25 protein-coding genes are annotated in these 23,236 nt (G+C 74.6%); 12 read left to right on the forward strand and 13 right to left on the reverse strand.

Annotated elements, in window-relative coordinates:
• Positions 1-64: 64 nt before the first annotated feature.
• Positions 65-553: a VanZ family protein gene (locus tag BFL37_RS07130; RefSeq protein WP_086514446.1), complete on the reverse strand. Its 489-nt coding sequence runs from the start codon at positions 551-553 to the stop codon at positions 65-67.
• Positions 554-795: 242 nt separating this feature from the next.
• On the opposite strand from BFL37_RS07130, the gene BFL37_RS07135 reads away from it, so the two are divergent.
• The gene (locus BFL37_RS07135) at positions 796-2,043 is read left to right on the forward strand and encodes a cobalamin-independent methionine synthase II family protein (protein ID WP_086514447.1); all 1,248 of its coding nucleotides are present in this window, start codon (positions 796-798) and stop codon (positions 2,041-2,043) included.
• A 64-nt stretch (positions 2,044-2,107) separates the two neighbouring features.
• Here BFL37_RS07135 and BFL37_RS07140 read toward each other — a convergent pair whose 3' ends face one another.
• Positions 2,108-2,635, reverse strand: coding sequence for an adenine phosphoribosyltransferase (locus BFL37_RS07140; RefSeq protein WP_086514448.1), 528 nt, complete (start codon positions 2,633-2,635; stop codon positions 2,108-2,110).
• Between the two features lie 99 nt (positions 2,636-2,734).
• Here BFL37_RS07140 and BFL37_RS07145 point away from each other — a divergent pair, with 99 nt between their 5' ends.
• Positions 2,735-3,466: a M50 family metallopeptidase gene (locus BFL37_RS07145; RefSeq protein ID WP_086514449.1), complete on the forward strand. Its 732-nt coding sequence runs from the start codon at positions 2,735-2,737 to the stop codon at positions 3,464-3,466.
• 80 nt (positions 3,467-3,546) lie between these two features.
• Here BFL37_RS07145 and BFL37_RS07150 read toward each other — a convergent pair whose 3' ends face one another.
• The 5 genes from BFL37_RS07150 to BFL37_RS07170 are packed head-to-tail and all read right to left on the reverse strand — an operon-like array spanning position 3,547 to position 7,105.
• The gene (locus BFL37_RS07150) at positions 3,547-4,380 is read right to left on the reverse strand and encodes an aldo/keto reductase (protein ID WP_086514450.1); all 834 of its coding nucleotides are present in this window, start codon (positions 4,378-4,380) and stop codon (positions 3,547-3,549) included.
• A 22-nt stretch (positions 4,381-4,402) separates the two neighbouring features.
• Positions 4,403-5,011 (reverse strand): signal peptidase II, encoded by a 609-nt coding sequence (lspA, locus tag BFL37_RS07155; RefSeq protein WP_086514451.1) that lies wholly within the window; start codon positions 5,009-5,011, stop codon positions 4,403-4,405.
• Between the two features lie 9 nt (positions 5,012-5,020).
• On the reverse strand, positions 5,021-5,548 hold the full coding sequence (locus tag BFL37_RS07160) for a conserved secretedl protein (RefSeq protein ID WP_086514452.1): 528 nt from the start codon (positions 5,546-5,548) through the stop codon (positions 5,021-5,023).
• A gap of 34 nt (positions 5,549-5,582) precedes the next feature.
• Positions 5,583-6,149, reverse strand: a complete 567-nt coding sequence (locus tag BFL37_RS07165) for a type 1 glutamine amidotransferase domain-containing protein (RefSeq protein ID WP_086514453.1) — start codon at positions 6,147-6,149, stop codon at positions 5,583-5,585.
• 53 nt (positions 6,150-6,202) lie between these two features.
• Entirely contained in the window at positions 6,203-7,105 is a 903-nt protein-coding gene (locus BFL37_RS07170; RefSeq protein WP_086514454.1) for an SMP-30/gluconolactonase/LRE family protein, read from the reverse strand.
• A gap of 244 nt (positions 7,106-7,349) precedes the next feature.
• On the opposite strand from BFL37_RS07170, the gene BFL37_RS07175 reads away from it, so the two are divergent.
• The 5 genes from BFL37_RS07175 to BFL37_RS07195 all read left to right on the forward strand — a co-directional run bounded on the left by BFL37_RS07175 (position 7,350) and on the right by BFL37_RS07195 (position 11,014).
• Positions 7,350-7,910 (forward strand): Dps family protein, encoded by a 561-nt coding sequence (locus tag BFL37_RS07175; RefSeq protein WP_086514455.1) that lies wholly within the window; start codon positions 7,350-7,352, stop codon positions 7,908-7,910.
• 110 nt (positions 7,911-8,020) lie between these two features.
• Positions 8,021-8,818: an SDR family NAD(P)-dependent oxidoreductase gene (locus tag BFL37_RS07180; RefSeq protein WP_086514456.1), complete on the forward strand. Its 798-nt coding sequence runs from the start codon at positions 8,021-8,023 to the stop codon at positions 8,816-8,818.
• Complete coding sequence (locus BFL37_RS07185) at positions 8,818-9,027, forward strand: DUF2945 domain-containing protein (protein WP_086514457.1); 210 nt, start codon at positions 8,818-8,820, stop codon at positions 9,025-9,027. The genes BFL37_RS07180 and BFL37_RS07185 overlap by 1 nt, the downstream gene beginning before the upstream one ends.
• A gap of 80 nt (positions 9,028-9,107) precedes the next feature.
• Positions 9,108-10,355 carry a sensor histidine kinase gene (locus BFL37_RS07190; RefSeq protein ID WP_086514458.1) on the forward strand — a complete coding sequence of 416 codons (1,248 nt, stop codon included), beginning with the start codon at positions 9,108-9,110 and terminating at the stop codon, positions 10,353-10,355.
• A complete protein-coding gene (locus BFL37_RS07195) occupies positions 10,352-11,014 on the forward strand; it encodes a response regulator (RefSeq protein ID WP_086514459.1) in 663 nt (220 codons plus the stop codon). The genes BFL37_RS07190 and BFL37_RS07195 overlap by 4 nt, the downstream gene beginning before the upstream one ends.
• Before the next feature lie 37 nt (positions 11,015-11,051).
• Here the strand turns inward: BFL37_RS07195 and BFL37_RS07200 are convergent, their stop codons facing one another.
• From BFL37_RS07200 to BFL37_RS07220, 5 genes are all read right to left on the reverse strand, one after another.
• On the reverse strand, positions 11,052-12,437 hold the full coding sequence (locus BFL37_RS07200) for a D-alanyl-D-alanine carboxypeptidase/D-alanyl-D-alanine-endopeptidase (protein ID WP_086514460.1): 1,386 nt from the start codon (positions 12,435-12,437) through the stop codon (positions 11,052-11,054).
• A 105-nt stretch (positions 12,438-12,542) separates the two neighbouring features.
• On the reverse strand, positions 12,543-13,163 hold the full coding sequence (locus tag BFL37_RS07205; protein WP_086514461.1) for a recombinase family protein: 621 nt from the start codon (positions 13,161-13,163) through the stop codon (positions 12,543-12,545).
• Between the two features lie 87 nt (positions 13,164-13,250).
• Entirely contained in the window at positions 13,251-13,529 is a 279-nt protein-coding gene (locus BFL37_RS07210) for a DUF3072 domain-containing protein (RefSeq protein ID WP_086514462.1), read from the reverse strand.
• Between the two features lie 88 nt (positions 13,530-13,617).
• Positions 13,618-14,823, reverse strand: a complete 1,206-nt coding sequence (locus BFL37_RS07215; RefSeq protein WP_086514463.1) for a PrsW family intramembrane metalloprotease — start codon at positions 14,821-14,823, stop codon at positions 13,618-13,620.
• 103 nt (positions 14,824-14,926) lie between these two features.
• Positions 14,927-16,351 carry an FAD-binding oxidoreductase gene (locus BFL37_RS07220; protein ID WP_086514464.1) on the reverse strand — a complete coding sequence of 475 codons (1,425 nt, stop codon included), beginning with the start codon at positions 16,349-16,351 and terminating at the stop codon, positions 14,927-14,929.
• A 58-nt stretch (positions 16,352-16,409) separates the two neighbouring features.
• Here BFL37_RS07220 and BFL37_RS07225 point away from each other — a divergent pair, with 58 nt between their 5' ends.
• Positions 16,410-17,366, forward strand: a complete 957-nt coding sequence (locus tag BFL37_RS07225) for a DNA-3-methyladenine glycosylase family protein (protein WP_086514465.1) — start codon at positions 16,410-16,412, stop codon at positions 17,364-17,366.
• 3 nt (positions 17,367-17,369) lie between these two features.
• Here the strand turns inward: BFL37_RS07225 and BFL37_RS07230 are convergent, their stop codons facing one another.
• Positions 17,370-18,422, reverse strand: a complete 1,053-nt coding sequence (locus tag BFL37_RS07230) for a Ku protein (protein ID WP_086514466.1) — start codon at positions 18,420-18,422, stop codon at positions 17,370-17,372.
• Between the two features lie 36 nt (positions 18,423-18,458).
• Between BFL37_RS07230 and BFL37_RS07235 the strand changes: the two genes are divergently transcribed.
• The 4 genes from BFL37_RS07235 to BFL37_RS07245 all read left to right on the forward strand — a co-directional run bounded on the left by BFL37_RS07235 (position 18,459) and on the right by BFL37_RS07245 (position 23,205).
• Complete coding sequence (locus tag BFL37_RS07235) at positions 18,459-20,975, forward strand: ATP-dependent DNA ligase (RefSeq protein ID WP_086514467.1); 2,517 nt, start codon at positions 18,459-18,461, stop codon at positions 20,973-20,975.
• Between the two features lie 89 nt (positions 20,976-21,064).
• Positions 21,065-21,943 carry a fumarylacetoacetate hydrolase family protein gene (locus tag BFL37_RS07240; RefSeq protein ID WP_086514468.1) on the forward strand — a complete coding sequence of 293 codons (879 nt, stop codon included), beginning with the start codon at positions 21,065-21,067 and terminating at the stop codon, positions 21,941-21,943.
• 28 nt (positions 21,944-21,971) lie between these two features.
• The gene (locus tag BFL37_RS14580) at positions 21,972-22,109 is read left to right on the forward strand and encodes a hypothetical protein (protein ID WP_172403762.1); all 138 of its coding nucleotides are present in this window, start codon (positions 21,972-21,974) and stop codon (positions 22,107-22,109) included.
• A gap of 43 nt (positions 22,110-22,152) precedes the next feature.
• Complete coding sequence (locus BFL37_RS07245; RefSeq protein ID WP_086514469.1) at positions 22,153-23,205, forward strand: hypothetical protein; 1,053 nt, start codon at positions 22,153-22,155, stop codon at positions 23,203-23,205.
• Positions 23,206-23,236 lie beyond the last annotated feature (31 nt).

Raw genomic sequence — 23,236 nt, forward strand, 5'->3', positions numbered from 1 at the left:
TGACCGCGTGCGGGCTCCCGACGGTGCCGACCGGGGGGGCAGGGCGGGGCTCAGCGGGACGGGCTCAGCGGGAGGTGCCGACGAGGTGCCGCCGGTCGGGCGCGGCGGGCTGCGGGCGCCGGCGGAGCGCGCGGCGGCGGGCGTTCTCGGAGCGGGCGGTGAGGATCAGGACGAGCACGACGCCGAGCAGCGCGCCCAGGCCGTTGTGCAAGAGGTCGCGGACGTCGGAGACGCGGGTGGGGAGGAACACCTGCGCCGTCTCGATGAGGGCGGAGAGGCCGACGCCGAGCGCGATCGCGAGCCACCAGCGCGAGCGGCCGAGCAGCAGCACCAGGAACATGCCCACGGGCAGGAACATCGCGACGTTCGCGGCGCCCTCGACGAACGAGTAGGTGATCCAGGAGGTGCCCTCATGCCGCTGGAGGACGCGGAGCGCGCGGAAGAGGAGGCCGTCGAGGCGGCGGTCGTAGGGCTCCGGCGACAGGGTGATCCACGCGACCAGCCCGAGGTACAGGGCCGTCGCGGTTCCGAGGACGGGGTGGCGGAGGAGCATCCGTCCATCATCCGGGCATCCCCCTGGGTGCCGGATCCGCCGGAGGTGCCGGTTCCGTGACGCCCTGTTGCGTCCCGCCCCTCCGCGAGGATGACCCGGTGCGAGCATGTGCCTGCAGCGCATCCCGCGAAGCCTCGCGTCCGCCCGCATCCGCGGCCGGACACCGCCTGCGATCAGTTCCCGCTCGCCGCGGGCGGTCGTGCGAGGCCGCCCGACGGCACGAGAGACCCGCGGAGGTCCCCATGCTCGACAGCACCGACCGGATCCGGACGTCCCACGCCGGCAGCCTCCCGCGGACGGACGCGCTCATCGCCGCCAACGCGGCGCGCGCCGACCGCAGGAAGGCCGCCATCGCTGGCGGGGACGCATCGTCCGCCCCGTCCGACGACGGGCTCGACGCCGTCCTCGCCGACGCGGTCGACGGGCTCGTCGCCCGCCAGCGCGAGGTCGGGATCACCGTGCCCGGCGACGGCGAGTACGGCAAGGCCATGTCGAGCGCCATCGACTACGGTGCGTGGTGGTCGTACTCGTTCCAGCGGCTGAGCGGGTTGGAGCTGGTGCCCGGCGGCCCGTTCTCCTCCGCGCCCGTGCGCAGCTCGCCGGGCGACGTGAAGCTCACGACCTTCCCCGACCGCCGCGACTGGACGATCTTCGCCGACGCCTACCGGGATCCCGCGAGCGGCATCACGGTGGGCGACGCGCCCATCGAGTTCCCGAGCGCCACCGGGCCCGTCTCCTACACGGGGCACGAGGCGATCCAGGCCGACATCGCGCACCTGAAGGCGGGGCTCGCGGCGAACGGGTACGAGCAGGGCTTCCTCACCTCCCTCTCCCCCGGCAGCGCCTCCCGCATCGGCAACCTGCACTACGCGACCGAGGAGGAGTTCATCTGGGCGTGCGCCGACGCGATGCGCGAGGAGTACGTCGCGATCGTCGACGCGGGGCTGGTGCTGCAGATCGACGACCCGTCCATCGCGGAGAACTGGGACCAGATCGACCCGGAGCCGAGCGTGGAGGACTACCTGGCGTTCACGCGCATCCGGGTCGAGGCGCTCAACCACGCGCTGCGCGGGCTGCCGCAGGAGCGGATCCGCTTCCACCTCTGCTGGGGCTCCTGGCACGGGCCGCACACGACCGACATCGAGTTCCGGCACATCGTGCGGACCATGCTCGACATCGACGCGGGCGCGTACTCGTTCGAGGGCGCGAACGCGCGGCACGAGCACGAGTGGCGCGTGTGGGAGGACGTGGAGCTGCCCGACGGGAAGGTCATCGTGCCGGGCGTCGTGGGGCACGCGACCAACGTGGTCGAGCACCCGGAGCTCGTGGCCGACCGGATCGAGCGCTACGCGCGGCTCGTGGGGCGGGAGCGCGTGATCGCGTCGACCGACTGCGGGCTCGGCGGGCGGATCCACCCGCAGATCGCGTGGGCGAAGCTGGAGAGCCTGGCGCAGGGCGCGGAGATCGCGACCCGGCGGCTCTGGCGCTGACCGGATCCGCGACGACGGTGGGCCGGGCGCGTCGCGCGTCCGGCCCTGCCGTCGCGCGGACGGGTCAGAGCGAGAGGATCGCGTGCACGTCGTGGCCCGCGAGGCGCGCACGGCCGCCGAGTCCCTCGAGCTCCAGCACGACCCCGATGCCGGCGACCTCGTAGCCGGCCCGCTCCAGCAGGCGGGCGGCCGCCTCGAGGGTGCCGCCGGTCGCGAGCACGTCGTCGAGGAGGAGCACGCGGGATCCGGGCGCGAGCTGGCCGGGGTGCAGCTCGATGGCCGCCTCGCCGTACTCCAGGTCGTACGTCTCGCGCAGCACCTCGCCGGGGAGCTTGCCGGCCTTGCGGACCGCGAGCGTGCCGACGCCGGACGCGTACGCGGCCGCCGCGGCCAGCAGGAAGCCTCGCGCCTCGACGCCCGCGACGGCGTCGACGGGGCCGCCGGCGGCCACGAGGTCGTCGACCACGGCGCGGAGCCCGGCGCCGTCGGCGAGGACGGGCGTGAGGTCGCGGAAGAGGATCCCGGGCTGCGGGAAGTCGGGCACGGTGAGCAGCAGGGATCGGACGAGGTCGGACGCGGGGGTGTCGGGCACCCGACAACGGTAGTCGGTGGCGGGGCGGCGGCGGTCCGTCAGGCGGATGTGGTGGGCTGGGCGCCTCCCGCCCGTCCCGTCCGTCGCACCGAGGAGCCCATGGACCCCGTCGAGATCGTCCGGGACGTCGTCGCGCGCGCGACCGCCGTCGAGGCGCCGCTGGAGGCGGGACCCGCGCTCGCCGCCGTCGCGCTCGCCGCGGTCCTCGTGCTCCTGCCGGCCGCCTGGCGGCTCACCCGGCACGCCGTGACGATCGTGCACGAGGGCGGCCACGGGCTCGCCGCGACGCTGAGCGGGCGGCGGCTCGCGGGGATCCGCCTGCACTCCGACACGTCGGGCCTCACCGTGAGCGTCGGCCGGCCGCGCGGGCCCGGCATGGTCGTGACGCTGCTCGCGGGCTACCCGGCCCCCGCGCTCGCGGGCCTCGGCGCCGCGTGGCTCGCCGGCGAGGGGCGCTCCGCCGCCGTCCTCTGGCTCTGGCTGCTGCTGCTCGCGCTCGTCGTGATCCAGGTGCGCAACTGGTTCGGGCTGTGGTCGTGCCTCGTGGCCGGCGTGGTGGTCGGGGTGATCGCCGGTGCGGCGCCGATCGTGGTGCAGGGCGTCGCGGCGCATGCCCTCGCGCTCTTCCTGCTGCTCGGCGCGCTGCGGGCGACGCTGGAGCTGCAGCGGTCGCGCTCCCGTCGCGGCGGCGGCGCGTCCGACGCCGACCAGCTCGGGCGGCTCACGCACCTGCCGGGGATCCTGTGGGTCGGCGTCCTCGTGCTCGTCGCGGCGGCGTGCCTGGTCGCGGGCGTCGTGCTGCTCGGGATCCCGGCGCTCCTCGGCGCCTGACCGGAGCCGTCGGCCCGCACGCGACGCGGCCGCCGCGCCCGGGAGGGACGCGGTGGCCGACGGGGACGGGGATTCGTCCGCTACATCTCCTCGTGCGTGTCCGGGTCGCCGTCCCAGAGGCGCGACTGCGGGCCCGAGCCGATGGCGCGCACCTCGTCCTCGGTGAGCTCGAAGCCGAAGACGTCGAGGTTCGTGCGCTGGCGCTCGGGATCCGTGGACCTCGGGATCGGCAGGGCGCCGGACTGGACGTGCCAGCGCAGCACGGCCTGCGCCGGGGTCACGCCGTGCGCCTCGGCGGCGGCCACGACGTGCGGGTCCTGCATCAGCTGCTCGCGCGTGCCGAGCGGCGACCAGCTCTCCGTCACGATGCCGTGCTCGGCGTGGACGGCGCGCAGCTCCTCCTGCGCGAACGTCGGGTGCAGCTCGACCTGGTTGACGACGGGCAGCACGCCCGTCTCGTCCTGGAGGCGCGTGAGGTGCGCGGGCGTGAAGTTCGAGACGCCGATGGAGCGGACGAGCCCGCGCTCCTTCAGCTCGATGAACGCGCGCCAGCTGTCGACGTACCTGTCGACGCTCGGGTTCGGCCAGTGGATGAGGTAGAGGTCCACGAAGTCGACGCCGAGTCGCGCGCGCGACTCCTCGAAGGACGCGAGCGTCTCCTCGTAGCCGTGGTGGCGGCCGGGCAGCTTGGTGGTGAGGAAGAGCTCCTCGCGCGGGACGCCGGAGCGGCGCATCCCCTCGCCCACCGCGGCCTCGTTGCCGTAGTTGAGGGCCGTGTCGAGGAGGCGGTAGCCCGCGCCGATCGCGCCGGAGACGAGCTCGGCGCCCGAGTCGTCGTCGAGCCCGTAGGTGCCGAGGCCGATGGCCGGGATGCGGTTGCCGTCGGACAGTTCCAGTGTGGGGATCGTGGTCATCCCCTCACGCTACGCCCGGGCGTCAGGCGCGGTCGGTGGGCGCGCATCCGGCGTCGGCGGGCGCGTCGGCGACCTCGGAGTCGTCATCCGCGTCCGCGTCGCGGGCGTCGGCCGCCTGGTCGCGCCCGAAGACGGTGGTGAGGGCCCAGGCGATCATGCCGCAGACCGTGAGGATGTCCGCGACGTTGAAGACGGCGAACCACTCGACGGCGATGAAGTCGACCACGTGGCCGGACAGCGGTCCGTCCTCGGCGCGCGTGATGCGGTCGAAGAGGTTCCCGAGCGCGCCCGCGAGCACGGCCGACAGCAGCAGCACCTGCAGGAGCGACGCGCGGTGGCGGATCTGCCAGCCCACCCACACGGCGAGACCCAGCGCGAGCGCGATGATCCCGATGGTGAGGACCGGGCCGACCTCCGCGCCCATGCCGAAGGAGACGCCCGGGTTGTAGACGAGCGCGAAGCGCACGGTCGGGACGAGCGGGATCGTCTCGCCGCCGCCGAGCTCGTCCACCGCCCAGCGCTTGCTGAGCTGGTCGAGGACGAAGCCGACCACCACGACCACGACCGCGAGCGCCACGACGACGGGGCGGGAGAGGCGGGGACGGCGTGCGGCGGGGGGTGCGGTGGTCACGCGACGAGCCTAGGCGGTGGTCGCTGCGGGATCCTCCGGGTCGTCGGCGACGGGCGGCGCGAGCGGCGCCGCGGCGGCACGGTCGCGGATCCGCGTGGCCGCCTCCCGCGGGAAGGTGCTGCGGACGAGGTGCCGCGTGCCGTCGGCCGACTCGATGGAGACGGCGGGCCCGGCGTCGAGCAGGATCGCGGCGCCGCCGCCGGGCAGCCGCCGGACGCCGATGCCGCCGACGGTCCGCGGGCGGAGGTGGTCGACGACCGCGCAGTCGGCGATGGCGGAGTACGGGACGCGGATGCGCCTCAGGGGCACGAGCGCCACCTCGACCGCGTCCGGGTCGAGGGTGATCCGGATCCGCAGCGAGCCGACCACGGCGCCCGCCGCCACGAGCAGCAGGGCGACGAGCACGCCGAGCGCACCGCCCCCGGTGGCGACCAGCACCACGAGGCCCGCCACCGCGATCACGAGCCCGGCGACGCGGACGGCGCGCGGGGCGGGCGTGGTCTGGCGGAAGCGCGCGTCGGGTGAGGGCGTGGTCACGCCCTCACCCTAGGCGCGCCGGTGCCGGATCGGGTCAGGCGTGCTGCTCGTCGTGCTCGCCCTCGGCGATCTCCTCGATCAGCTTCGCGTTGAACGCGGGCAGGTCGTCGGGGTTGCGGCTCGTGACGAAGCCGCTGTCGACCACGACCTCCTCGTCGACCCACTCGGCGCCCGCGTTGCGGAGGTCGGTGGCGAGGGTCGGGTACGAGGTCATGCGGCGGCCGTCGACCACGCCGGCCTCGATGAGGATCCACGGCGCGTGGCAGATGGACGCGACGGGCTTGCCGGCCGTGAAGAAGGCCTTCGCGAAGGCGACCGAGTCGGCGTCCACGCGGATGTCGTCGGCGTTCACGACGCCGCCCGGCAGGACGAGGCCGTCGTAGTCGGCCGCGTCGGCGTCCTTCACCTGGACGTCGACTTCGAATGTGTCGGCCTTGTCGATGTGGTTGAGGCCCTGCACGGTGTCCGCCTTCGGGGACACCAGGACGGGCGTGCCGCCGGCCTCCTGGACGGCCTTCCACGGCTCCGTCAGCTCGACCTGCTCGAAGCCGTCCGTCAGCAGGAAGGCCACCTTGCGGCCCTGGATGCTCTCTCCGGTCATGTGCGTTCCTCCTCGTGAGAGTGTCGCCGCCCGGTCGGACGGCGCGTTCGACGCTACGCCCGCGCGGCGCCGTCGACCACGGTGCGGAAGACGTTCACGGGGCGTCCGGAGACGGCCGTGTCGATGGCGAACACGGCCCCCGAGAGCGGGTGCGCCTCGTGCTGCTCCTCCGTGAGGTTCTCACGCGCGGTGCCGACGACGAGGGTGCGGAGGTCGGGTCCGGCGAAGGCGACCGAGGTGACGTTGGGCGCGGGGATCTCGAACTCCAGGTCCTTCGTGCCGTCGGGCGCCCAGCGGATCACCTTGCCCGCGCCGTAGATGCCGTTCCACGCGAAGCCGTCGGCGTCGAGCGTGAGGCCGTCGCTCATCTCGCCGTGGATCCAGTGCTCGAGGTCGCCGAGCTCGCCGTCGGCCGAGTAGGGGGCCCGGTAGACCGTCTTCTCGCTCGTGTCCGTGAGGACCATGGTGCGGCCGCCGTCCGTCCACTCGAAGCCGTTGGTGATGGCGAAGCCGCCGATGAGGGTGCGGAGGGTCCCCGATCCGTCGATCGAGTAGACGGCGGCGTCCGGCTCGCCCTCGGTGACGTCCATGGACCCGATGACGAAGCGGCCGTCGGGGTCGACCTTGCCCTCGTTCATGCGCATGCCGTCGTGCGCGTGCTCGACCCGGGCGAGCTCGCGCGTGATCCGGCCGGCGCGGTCGACGAGCACGATGCGGTCGCCGAGTCCCGCGACGAACCCGCCGTCGTCGGCCGGCTGGAAGGACGCGAGCGGCGGCGGCAGCTCGAGAACGGTGTCGTCGGATCCGTCGGCCGCGCCCGTCCAGGGGCTCCGGTGCAGCGTGCCCGCGGTGATGTCGTTCCACATGACGTCGCCCGACGGATCCCACCAGAGGCTCTCGACGAGGATCGCGCGGGCGTCGCGCAGGACGCGGAGGTCGGAGGTGAGGGCGCTCATGGATCCAGCCAAGCACCGGGACCGCGCGCCCGTCCCCCGAGCGAAGGGAGGTCCCGCCACCCTGGGGGCAGTCTGTGAGCGCCCTCACCGTTCGTGCGTAGAGGAAGCAGCGGGCGTACGGTCGGAGAGCGGCCGGATGACGCGCGCGAGCGCGCCCGGCCCGCGGGGCCCCGTCCCACCGGACGCCGCCTCGCACGGATCGGGAACCCCCGGACCCACGACGCAACAGAACGAGGAGTCGCACATGACCACGACCGTCGAACGCCCCACCCGCACCTCCGAGAAGGCCACCCAGCCCGAGGGCTCCAAGCCCACCAAGCGCCAGAACGCCGAGCGCGGCTTCAAGGCCTCCGAGCAGCTGCACGAGAACATGCAGAAGGTGCTCGTCGACCTGATCGAGCTGCACATCCAGGGCAAGCAGGCGCACTGGAACGTCGTCGGCAAGAACTTCCGCGACCTGCACCTCCAGCTCGACGAGATCATCGAGTCGGCGCGCGAGTTCAGCGACGACCTGGCCGAGCGCATGCGCGCCCTGCACGCCACGCCGGACGGCCGCAGCGACACCGTCGCCGAGAACACGACGCTCCCCGAGTACCCGCAGGGCGAGGTCGACACGGCCGAGACCGTCGACCTCGTCACCCAGCGCCTCGAGGCCGCCGTGCACACCATGCGCGAGGTCCACGACGACGTCGACGAGGAGGACCCGACCACCGCGGACCTGCTCCACGGCTTCATCACCGCGCTCGAGCAGTACGCGTGGATGGTCTCCGCGGAGAACCGCCGCGTCGGCGCAGCCGCCGAGTAGCACCGCACCACGATCGAGGGCCGCACCACCAGGTGCGGCCCTCGTCGCGTCCCCGGACGCGACGCACCGCACCGCATCGACCGCCCCGACGGGGCAGTGAGGAGACCCAGATGGATCTCGGCATCACAGGGAAGACCGCGCTCATCACGGGCGCCGACTCGGGGATCGGGTGGGAGACCGCCCGCATCCTCCTCAGCGAGGGCGCGACCGTCGTCCTCAGCGACCAGGACCAGGACTCGCTCGACGAGGCCGCCGCGAAGCTCGACGGGGGCGACCGCGTGCACGCGTTCGCGGCCGACGTGACGAGCGTCGACTCCCTCGCCGCGCTGCACGACAGGGTGCAGGAGGCGGTCGGCGACATCGACATCCTCGTGCAGTCCGCCGGCATCACCGGCGCGCAGGGCCTCTTCCACGAGATCGACGACGAGGGCTGGACGAACACCATCGAGGTCGACCTGCTCGGACCCGTCCGGCTCGTCAAGCAGTTCCTCCCGTCGCTCCGGAAGGGCGGCTGGGGCCGGATCGTGTTCCTCGCCTCCGAGGACGCCGTCCAGCCGTACGACGACGAGCTCCCCTACTGCGCCGCCAAGGCCGGGATCCTCGCGCTGTCGAAGGGCCTCTCTCGCAGCTACGCGAAGGAGGGGCTGCTCGTGAACGCGGTGTCGCCCGCCTTCATCCGCACGCCCATGACCGACGCGATGATGGAGAAGCGCGCCGACCAGCTGGGCACCTCGACGGACGAGGCCATCGAGTCGTTCCTGGACGAGGAGCGCCCGTACATGGAGCTCAAGCGCCGCGGCGAGGCGACCGAGGTCGCCAACGTCGTCGCCTTCCTCTGCTCCGACCTCGCGTCGTTCGTGAACGGATCCAACTACCGCGTCGACTCCGGATCGGTGGCGACGATCTGATGGCCTCTCTCAAGAAGGGCGATGCCGTCACCTGGAACACGCCCCAGGGCGAGACCCACGGGAAGGTCGTCGAGGAGAAGACGAAGGACTTCCAGCACGACGGGCAGCACTTCACGGCGTCGTCCGACGAGCCCGCGTACATCGTGGAGAGCGACAAGTCCGGCAAGACCGCGGCCCACAAGGGATCCGCGCTGACGAAGAAGAAGTAGGCACGCGCTCCTCCGCGGGTACCGGCGACCGGTACCCGCGGAGGGCGACCCGCCCCGAGGCCGCGCCTAGGCTGTGGCCGATGGACACCGGGACCGCCGCCGCGACGCGCTCGACGTCGACGCGGGCTCCCCGGCACCGCAACGGCGTCGAGGTGTCCGTCGACGCCATCCTCGGGCTCCTCATCGCAGGGCTCGCCATGCTCCCGCCGGTGGACGTGCAGGAGGCCGGCTTCCTCGTCGCGGTGCTGGCGCTCGTCGCCGTCATCGTGCGGTCGGTCTTCCCGGGTGCCGCCCTCGTCCTCGCGTGGGCCATGGCGCTCGCGCAGTGGCAGCTCGGCGAGCGGCCCGGCTTCGCCGACGTCGCGCTCCTCCTCGTCCTGTACTCGACGGCCCGGCGCGGATCGCGCGCGACCGTCGTCCTGGGGGCCGCGTCCGCCCTCGTCGGCGGCACCGTCGCCACCGCCTACCTGCTGCAGACCGGCGCGCGCTTCTCGGAGCTCACGCAGCCCGGCGGACCCGGGGGCGAGCTCTTCGCGGCCGCCCCCGTCCTCGCCCTGCTCATCGCGTGGCTCTCCGGCGTCGTGATCCGCGTGGTGCGCGCCCGCGCCGCCGAGTCGCGACTCCGCGTCCAGGCGGAGGACACCGCCGTGAAGGCCGTCGACCTCGCGCAGGCCGAGACGCTGCGGGCGAGCATGGCGCGCGACGTGCACGACATCGTCGGGCACTCGCTCGCGGTCATCATCGCGCAGGCCGACTCCGTGCAGTTCCTCGACGACGAGGAGCGGATCCGCGGCGTCTCCGCCACCATCGCCGACACCGCGCGCCGCTCGCTCGCCGAGGTGCGCGAGGTGCTGAGCGGCACGAGCACCGCCGACGCCGACGACGGGCCCGAGGACCTCGACGCCGTCGTCGCGCAGGTGCGGGCGGCCGGCGTCGACCTCGCGCACGAGGTGCGCGGCATGCGGCGGCAGGTGGATCCCGCGCGCCAGGTCGTCATCCGCCGCGTCGCGCAGGAGATGACCACCAACGCGATGCGGCACGGCGAGCCGGGCGGGCGGATCCGCCTCCGTGAGACCTGGCGCGCCGCCGACGTCGTGCTCGAGGTCGAGAACCCGGTCGCCCGGCGCGGCATCGCGCCCGACCGCGCCGACCCGCCCGGCCTCGAGTCGCGGCGCGCGGGCACCGGCGTCGAGGGCATGCGCGCCCGCCTCGCCGCCGTCGGCGGCGACCTCGAGGCCGAGCCCGTCGACGACCTCTTCACCGCGCGCGCCCGCATCCCGCTGCCGGGCGCCCACCCCATCCCCACCGTGCCCGGAGGCCGCCCGTGATCCGCATCGTGCTCGTCGACGACCAGGAGCTGTTCCGCGGCGGCGTGCGCGTCGCCCTCGACGCCCAGCCCGACCTCGAGGTCGTCGGCGAGGCCGGCGACGGGCGCGAGGGACTCGCCGTGATCGACGAGGTGCGGCCCGACGTCGTGCTCCTCGACATGCGCATGCCCGTGATGGACGGGCTCGAGACCGTCCGGGCGCTGTTCGACGGGACGCGGGAGGCGCCGCCGCGCGTGATCGTGCTGACGACCTTCGCCCTTGACCGCGCCTCGGCCACCGCCATCCGCGGCGGCGCGAGCGGCTTCCTCCTCAAGGACGCGACGCCCGCGTTCCTCGCCGCCGCGATCCGCGCCGTGCACGCGGGCAGCGCCGTGCTCGCGCCGGACGAGCTCACGCAGCTGTTCAGCCCGGACGCGACCGCCGCCCCCGCGCCCGTGGCGCCGCCCGAGTTCCGGTCGCTGAGCGCGCGCGAGAAGGACGTCTTCGGGCACGTCGCGCGCGGCCTGTCGAACGCGGAGGTCGCGGCGCTCGAGTTCGTGAGCGAGTCGACCGTGAAGACCCACGTCAGCAGCATCCTCGCGAAGCTCGCGCTCCGCGACCGCGTGCAGCTGGTCGTCTACGCGCACGACCACCGGCTCGTGGAGCGGTCGGGCGCCTAGGCGGCGCTGCCGTCTCCGGCCTCGCCGGCGTCGGCGGTCAGCCGCCGAGCGCCCCGCCGCAGCGGTGCAGCTCGGTGGCCAGCGCGTCGATCTCGGCGCGGGCGGAATCCGCCGGGACGGACGGATCCACGTCCTCGGCCCAGATCGTGAACGCCACCTCGGTGCCGTCCGCCGCGTCCGCGATGCCGGTCAGTCCGTGCATCCGCTCGAGCGTGCCGGTCTTGCCGCGGATCCGGCCGGCCGCCGCGTCGGCCCCGCCCGTGAAGCGGCCGCCCTCGGCGAGCGTGCCCGTGCGCCCGGCGACGGCGAGGCCGGCGTCGACGATCGCGAGGTCGCCGCGGTGCTCCGCGATCCGCACCATCAGCCGGGTGAGGAGCGCGGCGGGGACGCGGTTCGCGTCCGACAGGCCGGAGCCGTCGACGAGCACCAGGCCGTCCACGGGCAGCTCGAGCGAGGCGAGCGCCGCGGGCGTGCCGCGCTGGATGCCGGCGGCCGCGCTCCCGGATCCCGTCTCGATCGCGACCAGGCGCGCGAGCGTCTCCGCGAGCGTGTCGTCGGAGTGGGTGAGCATGTAGCCGACCAGGTCCCGCACGGGCGCGGACTCCACGGTGCCGAGCACGGCGGATCCGGGTGCCGCGGTCACCAGCGTGCCGTCGGCCGCCACGTCGTCGCCGAGCAGCGGGGCGAACGCGTCGGCCGCCCGGGCGACGGCCGCCTCGCCTCGGCGCGAGTACGCGACGGCGGGGTCGTCGCGGTCGCCGTCGACCATGAGCGCCGTGATGTTCGACATGGATCCGCCGCGCCGGGCCTCGAGCGGCCACTCGGGCAGCCAGGCCGGCCCCGTGAACAGGCTGCTGTCCACCTGCAGGCGGCGGATCGGGACGTCGGCGAGGTCGGGATCCTGGCGGCGGGCGTCGAGCACCTGGCGCGCGAGGTCGTCGAGGTGCGGGGGGCCGGGGTAGACGCCGTCCTGGCCGGACGGGAGGCGGCTGAGCGTGGGATCGCCGCCGCCGACGAGGACGACGGCGTCGGCGCGCTCCCCCGCGACCACCCGGGTGGCGATGCGGCGGTCGGGGCCGAGCGCCTCGACGGCCGCCGCGGCCGTGAGGACCTTCATGGTGCTGGCGGTCGGCGCGGGCACGTCGCCGCGCACGTCGAGGACGGCGGTCCCCGCGTCGCCGTCGACCTCGGCGGCCGCGAGGTGCAGGGTGCCGGTCGACCAGCCGGCGGTGAGCGCGTCGACGGTGCAGGACGCGGGATCAGCCGACGGGCCGCCCGCAGGAGACGGGAGGATCCCGGTGACCAGCCCGGCGCCGACGACCGCGGTCGCGACGACGGCCGCGAGCACGGCGTCGCGGCGACGGCGGACCGACCGGGAGCGACCCGTGGGTCGTCGGGCGGGCGCGGGGTGGGAACCGGTCATGTCCCCAGGCTAGGAAGCCGCGGGCGCGGGGACGTCGGCCGCGGGTGCCGACGCGCTCCGCCGCGCGGACGAGCGCGCGGGTGGCCCGCGGCGGATCGGCGCGCGTCAGCGCAGCAGCCCGCCCTGGCGCCCCGACTCGGCCCACGCGAGCGCCCGCGTGACGACGCGCTCGCTCACGTCGAGGACGCGCGCGATCTCGGCGGTGTCGCGTCCCTTGGACCGCTCCTCGACCGCGATCTGCAGCTTCCGCCGCGTGATGCCCTTCGGCAGCGACGGGAGGGCCGGCGCCGCGGGCGCCGCGGGCTCGGCCTCGGGCTCGGAGCGCGCGGACCGCTCGCCGGACCGGCGGCGGTGCCGCTCGGCCTCGGTCGTCGCCTCCACGGTCGCGAGCGCGAGCGTGGCCGCGAACAGCCCGCGGCCGGCCTCGGTGCCGGCCTCCAGCCCGTCGCGGACGGCGCGGAAGGCGATGCCGCGCGCCTCGAGCCCGTTGAGGATCCGCACCACGTCCGACGTGCCGGGACCCAGCCGGTCGAGGCTCACGACGAGGAGCTCGTCGTTCTCGCGGAGGTAGTCGAGCGCGTCCTGCAGGCCGGGGCGCGGGGCCTTGGGGCCGCCGGCGACGTCGACGAAGATCCGCTCGCATCCGGCGGCGTCGAGCGCGTCGACCTGGTCCTGGTAGGGCTCCTCGGAGCGCGCGACGCGGACGTATCCGACGAGCGTGGTCATGCGTCCCCCCTCATGGCGTGCGCTCCCGCGTCACGCGACGACGGGCGGGTGCCCGTGAGGCGCCCGCCCGTCCCGTGCACGCGCGGATCAGCTCGCGTCGTCGGACTGCGGCGACGCCGTGTCCTTCTTGTCCTGCAGGCGCTCGATCTGCTCGCTCGCCTCCGCCTTGTTCAGGTCGGCGGGGATCTCCTCGCCGGCCTGCGTGGCGAGCGAGTCGAGGTAGCTGCGCTGCGCGCCCGTCATCGGCTCGTCGCCCGTGACCCACGTGCTCGGGTCCTTCTCGGCGCTCTGGGGCGGCGTCGGCGTGGAGGAGCCGAGCATCTCCGTGTCGTCGCCGCCTGTGGTGTCCTGGTTCGCATCGCTCATGGTGGTGCCTCCTCGTATGGTGCCTCCGACGCTACTCGCGACGGGCGACACCGGACGGGGTGCCGCCGCCTCCCCCGACGCTGGGCGGCTAGCGCCGGCCGCCGCGCAGGAGCGCCTCGCGGTGCCCGGTGACGGCCTGCAGCAGGCGCCGCTCGTCGTCGAGGTGCCCGGCCTCCGAGCGCCCGGACGCCGCGGGCCGCTCCGAGAGCATGCGCTGGCGCGCGAACGCGAGCCGCGTCGCGTCGCGGGTGAACAGGCTCATGGCGCGTCCGGCGTCGCCGCCCCGGGTGCGCGCCCAGAGCCGGGCGCGACGCCGTCCCTGCCACGTGCTCAGCATCTCGACCTCGGCGGGAGTGAACCAGCCGACGGCGGCGTACTCGCGGAGCCGGCGGCGCGTGAGGTGGATCTCGTAGCGGCGCAGCAGGATCACCACGGTCACGAGGAAGGCGAAGATCGGCACCTGCAGCAGCACGTAGAAGGAGAGGAAGTCGCCCGTGATGGTGACGCCCGTGTTCCAGAGCGCGTGCAGCACGATGGCGCCGACGAGCCCGAGCGCGCCGAACCCGAGGGCCGCGCCCGGACCGCGGCGCGCGCCGTAGCCGATGGCGATGCCGGTGATCATCGTGAAGGTCACGTGCGCGAACGGCGAGAACAGGCCGCGCAGCACGAAGGTCCCGACGAGCGTGCCGGTCGTCCCCGAGACGAGGGGGCCGCCGAAGTAGACGATGTTCTCCGTGAAGGCGAAGCCGGCCGCGATGGTGGCGCCGTAGACGATGCCGTCGACCGGACCGTCGAAGTGGCGGCGCGCGACCCAGAAGATGAGGAGCAGGCCGATCGCCTTGGCCGACTCCTCCACGACGGGCGCCTGGACGGCGAGCTGCAGGAACTCCGTGTACCGCGTGGGCACGCCGATCGCGAGGCGCGCGTACTGCGCGACGAGGTCGAAGGCGAGCGCGATGGCCACCGAGGCGGCCGCACCCCACAGCAGCGCGAACAGGAGCGCCAGCCGCGGCTCGGGCTCCCACCTGTCGACCCAGCGGATGGCGAGGAGCACGCCGGCGAGCGGGATCAGGGCGAGGAGCGCGCAGATCGCGACGGCCTCGATCCCCAGGCTGAGCACGAGGTAGGCCGCGACGACGAGGGCGACGAGCAGCAGCACGGCGACGCCCGCCACGCCGAGCACGGCCGACGCGGTGATGCGCGAGGGCCGCTGCGGGGTCGGCAGCTCCATGGACGGCGGCGGCGCGGCCGGCGAGGGGCGGTGGACGGTCACGGGGACGGACGGGTCGGTCACGACGGCCCTCTCTTCGGCGGATCGGCGTCGCCAGCCTACCGGCGGGATCCGCGGCCGTCCGGGGCTGCGACGCACGCGGACACGCGGCCGGGCGACCCGCGGATCAGGCGGCCTTGCCCGGGTTGAGGATCCCCTGCGGGTCGAACACGCGGCGGATCCCGGCCGCGAGCCCCATGACGTCCTCGCCCAGCTCGTCGGCCAGCCACCGCCGCTTGAGGAGCCCCACGCCGTGCTCGCCCGTGAGCGTGCCGCCGAGGTCGACGGCCGCGCGGAAGAGGAGGTCGGCCGCGCGCCAGACGTCGTCCGGGATCCCGGTCGCGTCGCCGTCGGGCGTGGTCGGGTCCTCGGGGAGGAGGAAGTTCGGGTGCAGGTTGCCGTCGCCCGCGTGCGCCACGGTCGGGATCTCCAGGCCCGTCTCGCGCTCGATCTCGCGGATCCGCGTGAGCATGTCGGCGAGGCGCGAGCGCGGCACGGCGACGTCCTCGATGAGCACGCGGCCGCGGGCGGCGAGCGCCGGGTGGAAGGCGCGGCGGATCGCGAGGAGGCGCTCGCCCTCGTCGGCGTCGTCGGTCACGTCGGCCGTGCCGCCGCCCGCGACGACGACGTCGACCACGCGCGCGGCCTCGTCCGCGGCGTCCGGGCCGTCGCAGCGCACGAGGAGGTGGGCGGATCCGCGGGAGGAGTGGTCGGTGCCGAGGAACGCGTCGATGGCGACGAGCGCGCCCGGGTCGATGAGCTCCATGGCGGCGGGACGGATGCGCGCGGCCGTGATCGCCGACGAAGCGGCCGCCGCCGAGGTGGAGTCCGGGAAGAAGGCGGCGACGGTCGACGGCGTCGCGGTCGGCAGCGCGCGGAGGCGCACGGTCGCGCGCACGATGACGCCGAGCGTGCCCTCGGAGCCGATCATGAGCGCCGTGAGGTCGTACCCGGTCACGCCCTTGACGGTGCGGTGCCCTGTGTCGATCACGCGGCCGTCGGCGAGCACGACCGTGAGCGCGAGGACGGCCTCGCGGGTGACCCCGTACTTGGCACAGAGGAGGCCGCCCGCGTTCGTGGCGATGTTGCCGCCGATGGTGGAGATGGCCTTGCTCGCGGGATCCGGCGAGTACCAGAGGCCGAGCGGCGCGAGCGCGGCGTTGAGGTCGTCGTTGAGGACGCCGGGCTCCACGACCGCGAGCTCGTCGGCCTCGCTGATCTCGAGGATCCGGTCCATGCCCCGCACCGACAGCACGATCTCGCCCGCGGTCGCCGTCGCACCGCCCGCGAGGCCCGTGCCCGCGCCGCGCGTGACGACCGGGGTGCCCGTGGCGCTCGCGATGCGGAGCGTCCGGACGACGTGATCCACCTCGGTCGCCCGCACGACGGCGATCGGATCCGCCGGGCTGCGGTAGCCGGACCGGTCGGAGCGCGCGTCGTCGAGGGAGGCCGGGTCGGTGGCGACGACGTCGCCGAGGGCCGCGACGAGCTGCGCGCGGACGGCGGCGGCTGCGGCGCCGGCTGCGGGGGTGTGGACCTCGTCGTCGATCATGCGATCCACCCTAGGTCGCGCGCCCGCCGCGGTCGGGGGCGTCGGGCAGGCTGGGCGCATGGACTCCCCCGCCGACGCCGCCGCCGCGCCCGCGCACGTCGAGCGGACGGTGATCGAGGTCCCCGCGCCCTTCGACGGCGGCGGCGTGATCCGCTTCCTCTCCTGGCACGCGGTGACGGGAGCCGAGGAGGGCGACGCGACGTCGTTCACCCAGTCGGCACGGCTCGCGCACGGCGCGGGGACCGTGACGGTGCGGCTCGTGGACGCGGAGGCGGCGACCCGTGCGCCGGACGCGTCGACGCGCGTCGAGGTCACCACCCGCGTCGAGCACCCCGCCGACGCCGCCGAGCTCCTCGCCGGCACCCGCCGCCTGCTCGGGCTCGACGTCGACGCCGCGCGCATCGACGCCGAGCTCGCCCGCGACCCCGCGCTCGCCGGCGCCGTGCGCGCGACTCCCGGCCTCCGCATCCCCGGCACCCTGGATCCGCGCTCGACCCTCTTCCGCACCATCGTCGGCCAGCAGATCTCCGTCGCCTCCGCCCGCGCCACCCACGGCCGCATGACGGCGGACCTCGGGGAGGACCTGCCCGTGTCGGTGGCGCACGGATCCGTGACCCGCCTCCCGCCGACCGCCGCGCGCATCGCCCGCGACGGCGCCGAGCTGCTGCGCGGACCCGCACGGCGCACCGCCACGCTGATCCGCCTCGCCGAGGCCCTCGAGACGGGGGAGCTGGTGGTCGAGCACGGCATGCCGCGCGCCGAGCTGCGCGCCGCGCTCGTCGCGTTCCACGGCGTCGGCCCGTGGACCGCCGACTACGTCGCGATGCGCGCCCTCGGGGAGCCCGACATCCTGCTCTCCGGCGACCTCATCGTCCGCCGCGGCGCCGCCGCGCTCGGGCTCCCCGACGAGGCGCGCGCCCTCGACGCGCGCGCCGCGGCCTGGTCGCCCTGGCGCTCCTACGCGACCCTGCACCTCTGGCGCGTCATGACCGACGGGATGCCGGCGGCAGGCTGACGATCACGCGCTCCTCCGCTCCGCGGCGCCCTTCGCGGCGGCGCCCTTCTGCGTGCCGCCCGCCGCCTTCTTCGCAGTCGTCGTCTTCTTCGCGGTCGTCGTCTTCCCGGTGGTCGCCGCCTTCTTCGCGTCGGGCTTCTTCGCAGCCGACTTCCTCTTCGTCGCGCGCGTCGTGCTCACGTCGTCGGACGCCGCCGCCTTCCCCGTCGCGGACGCCGTCTTCGCCGTCTTCCGCGCGGGCGCCGTCTTCGCCGCGCCTCCCCCGCCCCGGCTCCGCTCGATGCTGCGCTTCAACGCGTCCATGAGGTCGAGCACTTCCCCGCCCTCGCCCTCGTCGTCATCGTCGGACTCCCCGAACGTCGCGTCGGTGTCGAGCGAGTCGCCCTGCGCGAGCTTCGCGTCGATGAGCGTCTTCAGCTGCTCCTGGTACTCGTCGCTGAACTTCGACGGGTCGAAGTCCTCCTCGAAGCCCTCCACGAGCTGCGCCGACATCTTCAGCTCCCGGGGCGACACCTTGGGCGCGGCGTCGAGGGACGGGAAGTCGGCCTCGCGCACCTCGTCGTCCCAGAGCAGCGTCTGCAGCATGAGCACGTCGCCGCGCACGCGCAGCGCGGCGAGCCGGGTGCGCTGCCGGAGGGTCACGTGCACGATCGCCGTGCGGTCCGTCTCCTGCAGCGTCCGGCGGAGGAGCGCGTACGACTTGGGGCTCGACGAGTCGGGCTCGAGGAAGTAGCTGCGGTCGAGCATCACGGGATCCACCTGGTCGCTCGGCACGAACTCCACCACGTCGATCTCGCGGCTCTTCTCCTCCGGCAGCGCGGAGAGGTCCTCCTCGGTGATCACGACGGTGCGGTCGCCGTCGTCGAACGCCTTGTCGATGTGGGCGTAGTCCACGACCTTGCCGCACACCTCGCAGCGGCGCTGGTAGCGGATCCGCCCGCCATCGGCGTCGTGCACCTGGTGCAGCGGCACGTCGTGATCCTGCGTGGCGCTGTAGACCTTCACGGGCACGTTGACGAGGCCGAAGGTGACGGCGCCCTTCCAGATGGCTCTCATGGGTCAAGTGAACACCGGCGGGGCCATGCTGGAGCGATGGCGGGGGCGAAGCAGCAGGTCGAGGTCGACGGGCACCGGATCGCGCTCACGAACCTCGACAAGGTGCTGTACCCGGCCACCGGCACGACCAAGGGCGACGTGATCGCGTACTACGCCGCCGTCGCGCCGCACATGCTGCCGCACCTCCGCGACAGGCCGGTCACGCGCAAGCGCTGGGTCGACGGCGTCGGCACGGACGAGCAGCCGGGGAAGATGTTCTTCCAGAAGGACCTCGACGCGCACACGCCGGAGTGGGTGCAGCGGCGGGCGATCCAGCACAGGGACCACGCGAACGACTATCCCCTCGTCGGCGACGTGGCGACGCTCACATGGCTCGGGCAGATCGCGGCGCTCGAGCTGCACGTGCCGCAGTGGCGGTTCGGCCGCACGGGCGACGTGCGGCGACCCGACCGGCTCGTGCTCGACCTCGACCCGGGGCCCGGCACCGGCCTCCCCGAGTGCGTCGAGGTCGCGAAGGCCGCCCGCGGGATCCTCCGCGACATGGGCCTCGACCCGCACCCCGTGACGAGCGGATCCAAGGGCATCCACCTCTACGCCGCCCTCGACGGCAGCCACGACGCCGACGCCATCTCCGAGGTCGCCCACGAGCTCGCCCGCGCGCTCGAGGCCGACCACCCGGACCTCGTCGTGAGCGACATGAAGAAGGCGCTGCGGCAGGGCAAGGTGCTCGTCGACTGGAGCCAGAACAACCCGGCCAAGACGACGGTCGCGCCGTACTCGCTGCGCGGGCGGTCCCGGCCCACCGTCGCCGTGCCGCGCACGTGGCGCGAGCTGTCGTCGCCGACGCTCCGGCACCTGGAGATGGACGAGGTCGTCGCGCGCGTGCGCAAGCGCGCGGATCCGCTCGCCCCCGTCGAGGAGGGCCACCGCGAGAGCCTCGAGCCCACGCGCGAGCGGCTCGCCGGCTTCGAGCGGAAGGACCCCGCCGACGCGGAACCCGCCGACGACCGCCTCGCCACGTACCGCGCCAAGCGCGACGCCGCCAAGACCAGCGAGCCGGTGCCCGCGGAGTCGCCGGCGCCCACCGAGGGCCGGTCCTTCGTGATCCAGGAGCACCACGCCCGCGCGCTGCACTGGGACTTCCGGCTGGAGCACGACGGCGTGCTCGTGAGCTGGGCCCTCCCCAAGGGCGTGCCCACCGAGCACGGCACGAACCACCTCGCGGTGCAGACCGAGGACCACCCGCTGGAGTACGGGTCCTTCGAGGGCACGATCCCCGCGGGCGAGTACGGCGGCGGCGAGGTGACCATCTGGGACGCCGGCACCTTCGAGCTGGAGAAGTGGCGCGACGGGAAGGAGGTCATCGCGACGCTGCACGGGCGGGGCGACGGCACCGGGATCGACGGGCCGCGCCGGTACGCGCTCATCCACACGGGCGGCCACGGGAAGGCCGACGCGAACTGGCTGATCCACCTGATGGAGCCCGCCGACGCCCCGGGGAAGCCGCATGCGAGGCCGGCACGCCCCGCCGCGCTCGAGAGGGCCGGCGGCCGGACGCGCGTCGGCGGCCGTCGGAAGGGCGGCGCCGCGTCCGCCCCCGCGCCCATGCTCGCGACCGCCGCGACGGGCCCCGGCCTCGACCCCGACGAGGAGTGGGCCGTCGAGATGAAGTGGGACGGCTACCGCGCGATCGCGGTCGTCGCCGACGGCCGGGCCACCCTCACGAGCCGCAACGGCGTCGACCTCACGCCCGCCTTCCCCGAGCTCGCGGAGCTGCCCGACGCTCTGGACGTCGACGACGCGGTGCTCGACGGCGAGATCGTCGTGCTCGGATCCGGCGGCCGCCCCGACTTCGGCCTCCTGCAGACGCGCCTCGGCCTCACGGGAGAGAAGGACGTCGCGCGCGCCCGGAAGGCCGCGCCCGTGCACCTCATGCTCTTCGACGCGCTCGCGGTCGGCGACCGCGTGCTCGTCGAGGAGCCGTACGGGGAGCGCCGCGCCGCGCTCCTCGACGCTGTCCGGGAGCCGGGCCGCGGCCGGATCCAGGTCCCGCCCGCCTTCGACGGCGACCTCGACGGGGCCCTCGCCACCAGCCGCGAGCTCGGTCTCGAGGGCGTCGTCGCCAAGCGCGTCGACGCGCCCTACGAGTCGGGCCGGCGGTCGAGCGCCTGGATCAAGATCAAGCACCATCGGGCGCAGGAGGTCGTGGTCGGCGGGTGGCGGCCCGGATCCGGCAGCCGCTCCTCCGGCATCGGCTCGCTGCTCGTCGGCGTCCCGGGACCCGACGGCCTCGAGTACGCGGGCCGCGTCGGCACGGGCTTCACCGAGCGCGACCTCGCCGACGCGCTGCGCCGCCTCCGTCCCCTCGCCCGGAAGACGAGCCCCTTCGCCGACGTGCCCGCGGCCGACGCCCGCGACGCGCGCTGGATCACGCCGCGTCTCGTCGGCGAGGTCGAGTTCGCCGAGTGGACCGCCACGGGCCGCCTCCGCCAGGCGTCCTGGCGCGGCTGGCGGCACGACAAGTCCCCGGACGAGGTCGTGCGCGAGGACTGAATGGCGCCCACCCGCGGGTGAGGCGGTCCTTCCCATGCACGTTATGACCGCAACCGCGGCGGGCCGCGCCCGCCCGATACGCTCGGGTCATGAAGTTCGCCCACCTGCTCGCCGACGACGGCGTGACCCCCCGACTGGCCGCGATCGTCTCCGAGGGCGAGGCGCTCTTCCTCGACGAGGTGCTCGACGACTCCCCGCGCGACCTGCAGGACCTCATCGAGCGCGGCGACGACGAGATGGCCCGCGTCCGCGCCACCGTCGAGCGCGCCGTCGCGAGCCGCACCAGCACCACGCCGGTCGACGGCCTCACGCACGCCTCCGCCGTCCTCCGCCCGCCGGCCGTCTACGCCGTGGGCCTCAACTACTCCGCGCACGCCGAGGAGCTCAACATCACGAGCGCCTCCGCCCCCACCGTCTTCGCGCTCTGGCCCAACTCGCTCTCGGGCCACGAGGGCACCACGAGCTGGCCGCGCTCGCTCAGCGAGGAGGTCGACTACGAGGTCGAGCTCGGCGTGATCATCGGCCGTGCGGCCCGCGACGTGTCCGAGGAGGACGCGCTCGACCACGTGTTCGGCTACACGGTCGTCAACGACATCACGGCCCGCAACCTGCAGTTCTCGGAGCAGCAGTGGAGCCGCTGCAAGAGCTTCGACGGCTTCTCCCCCACGGGTCCCGTCGTCGTCACGCGCGACGAGGTGCCGGATCCGCAGGACCTCCGCATCACGACGGTCCTCGACGGCGAGACCGTGCAGGACGGCCGCACGAGCGGCATGGTCCGCACGGTCGCGCGCCTCGTGTCGTACCTCTCCACCTCCTCCACGCTGCAGCCCGGCACGCTGATCTCCACGGGCACGACGAGCGGGGCCGGCTACTCGCGCGACCCGCAGATCTTCCTCAAGGACGGCAGCACCGTCACGGTGTCGGTCGAGGGCATCGGCTCGCTCACGACGCACACGCGCATCCTCTGAGGCGCGACCCGCGCGTAGGGTCGAGCGCATGACCGACCAGCAGCAGGACCCGATCCACGACCACTCCATCCCGGAGGACGCCGACCTGTCCGCGCCCGACGCGGCGGATCCCGAGACGGACGAGCTGCACGACGCCACCGGTCGCCGGGGCGAGAAGGACGCGTAGCCGCTCCCGGCCGATCCCCGCGGGCCCCGTCTAGGCTCGACGCATGATCAACCGACTCCTCTTCTTCGCCGGCATCGGCACCGGGTACGTCCTCGGCGCGCGCGCCGGACGCAAGCGCTACGAGGGCATCGCCCGCACGTCGCGCACCGTCTGGTCGAGCGAGCCCGTCCAGCGCGGCGTCCGCGAGGCGCAGGCCGTGCTCGACGAGAAGGGCCCGGTCGTCGTCGAGCGCACGGTCGAGACCGCCCGCGAGGTCGCGGACTTCGTCGGCCACGCGGTGCAGGGCGCCGCGGTCGCGGTCGGCCGCACCGCGCACACCGTGGGCGAGCGCATCGGTGCCACCACGCAGGACGTCGCGGGCCGCGTCGGCAGCACCACGCAGGACATCGCGGGCCGGGTCGGCGACACCGCCAAGGACCTCGGCACCCGCACGGCGGACCAGACCAAGCACGTCGTCGATCGCGTCGGCCAGCAGGCCACCGAGGTCGGCCACCGCGTCGCCGAGACCGCGGAGGACGTGCGCGGCCGCGTCGTCGAGACGGCCGAGGAGGCGCGCACGCGCGTCCAGGCCACGGCCGAGGACCTGCGCGAGCGCGGCGAGGAGGCCGGCCGCCGTGCCGTCTTCACCGCGGCCGAGGCCCGCGACGAGGCGCTCGCGTCCTTCGACGACGAGGACGAGACCGGTCCCGTCGCCATCCCCGCGGACGGGGCCGCCCGCGCCGGGGAGCAGGACGCCTCCGCCGACGGCACCGCCGACGACGCCGACGAGGACCTCGACACGCTCGGCCCCGACGACCTGGGCGAGCCGTCGGACGCCGACGAGCAGACCGCGGACGAGCAGGCCGCCACCGAGACCGCCACCGAGACCGCCACGGCGACGCCCGCCCCCGCTCCCACCCCCGCGAAGCCGAAGGCCGCCGCGAGGAAGGCCGCGCCGAAGGCGAAGTCGACCGCGGAGCCGTCCGACGCCGCGCACGTGCCGACCCCGGGCGACATCGCCGGATCCGTGCACCGCGAGGAGCCCGCGCACGCCGCCCCCACCGACGACGCGACCGGCACCATGCCCGCCCGCACGTCCACCGATCCGGACGCCTGACCCGCGCGCATCCCGCACCGACGACGGCGCG

It is taken from the genome of Clavibacter michiganensis (assembly GCF_002151125.1).
Lineage (GTDB): Bacteria > Actinomycetota > Actinomycetes > Actinomycetales > Microbacteriaceae > Clavibacter > Clavibacter michiganensis_C.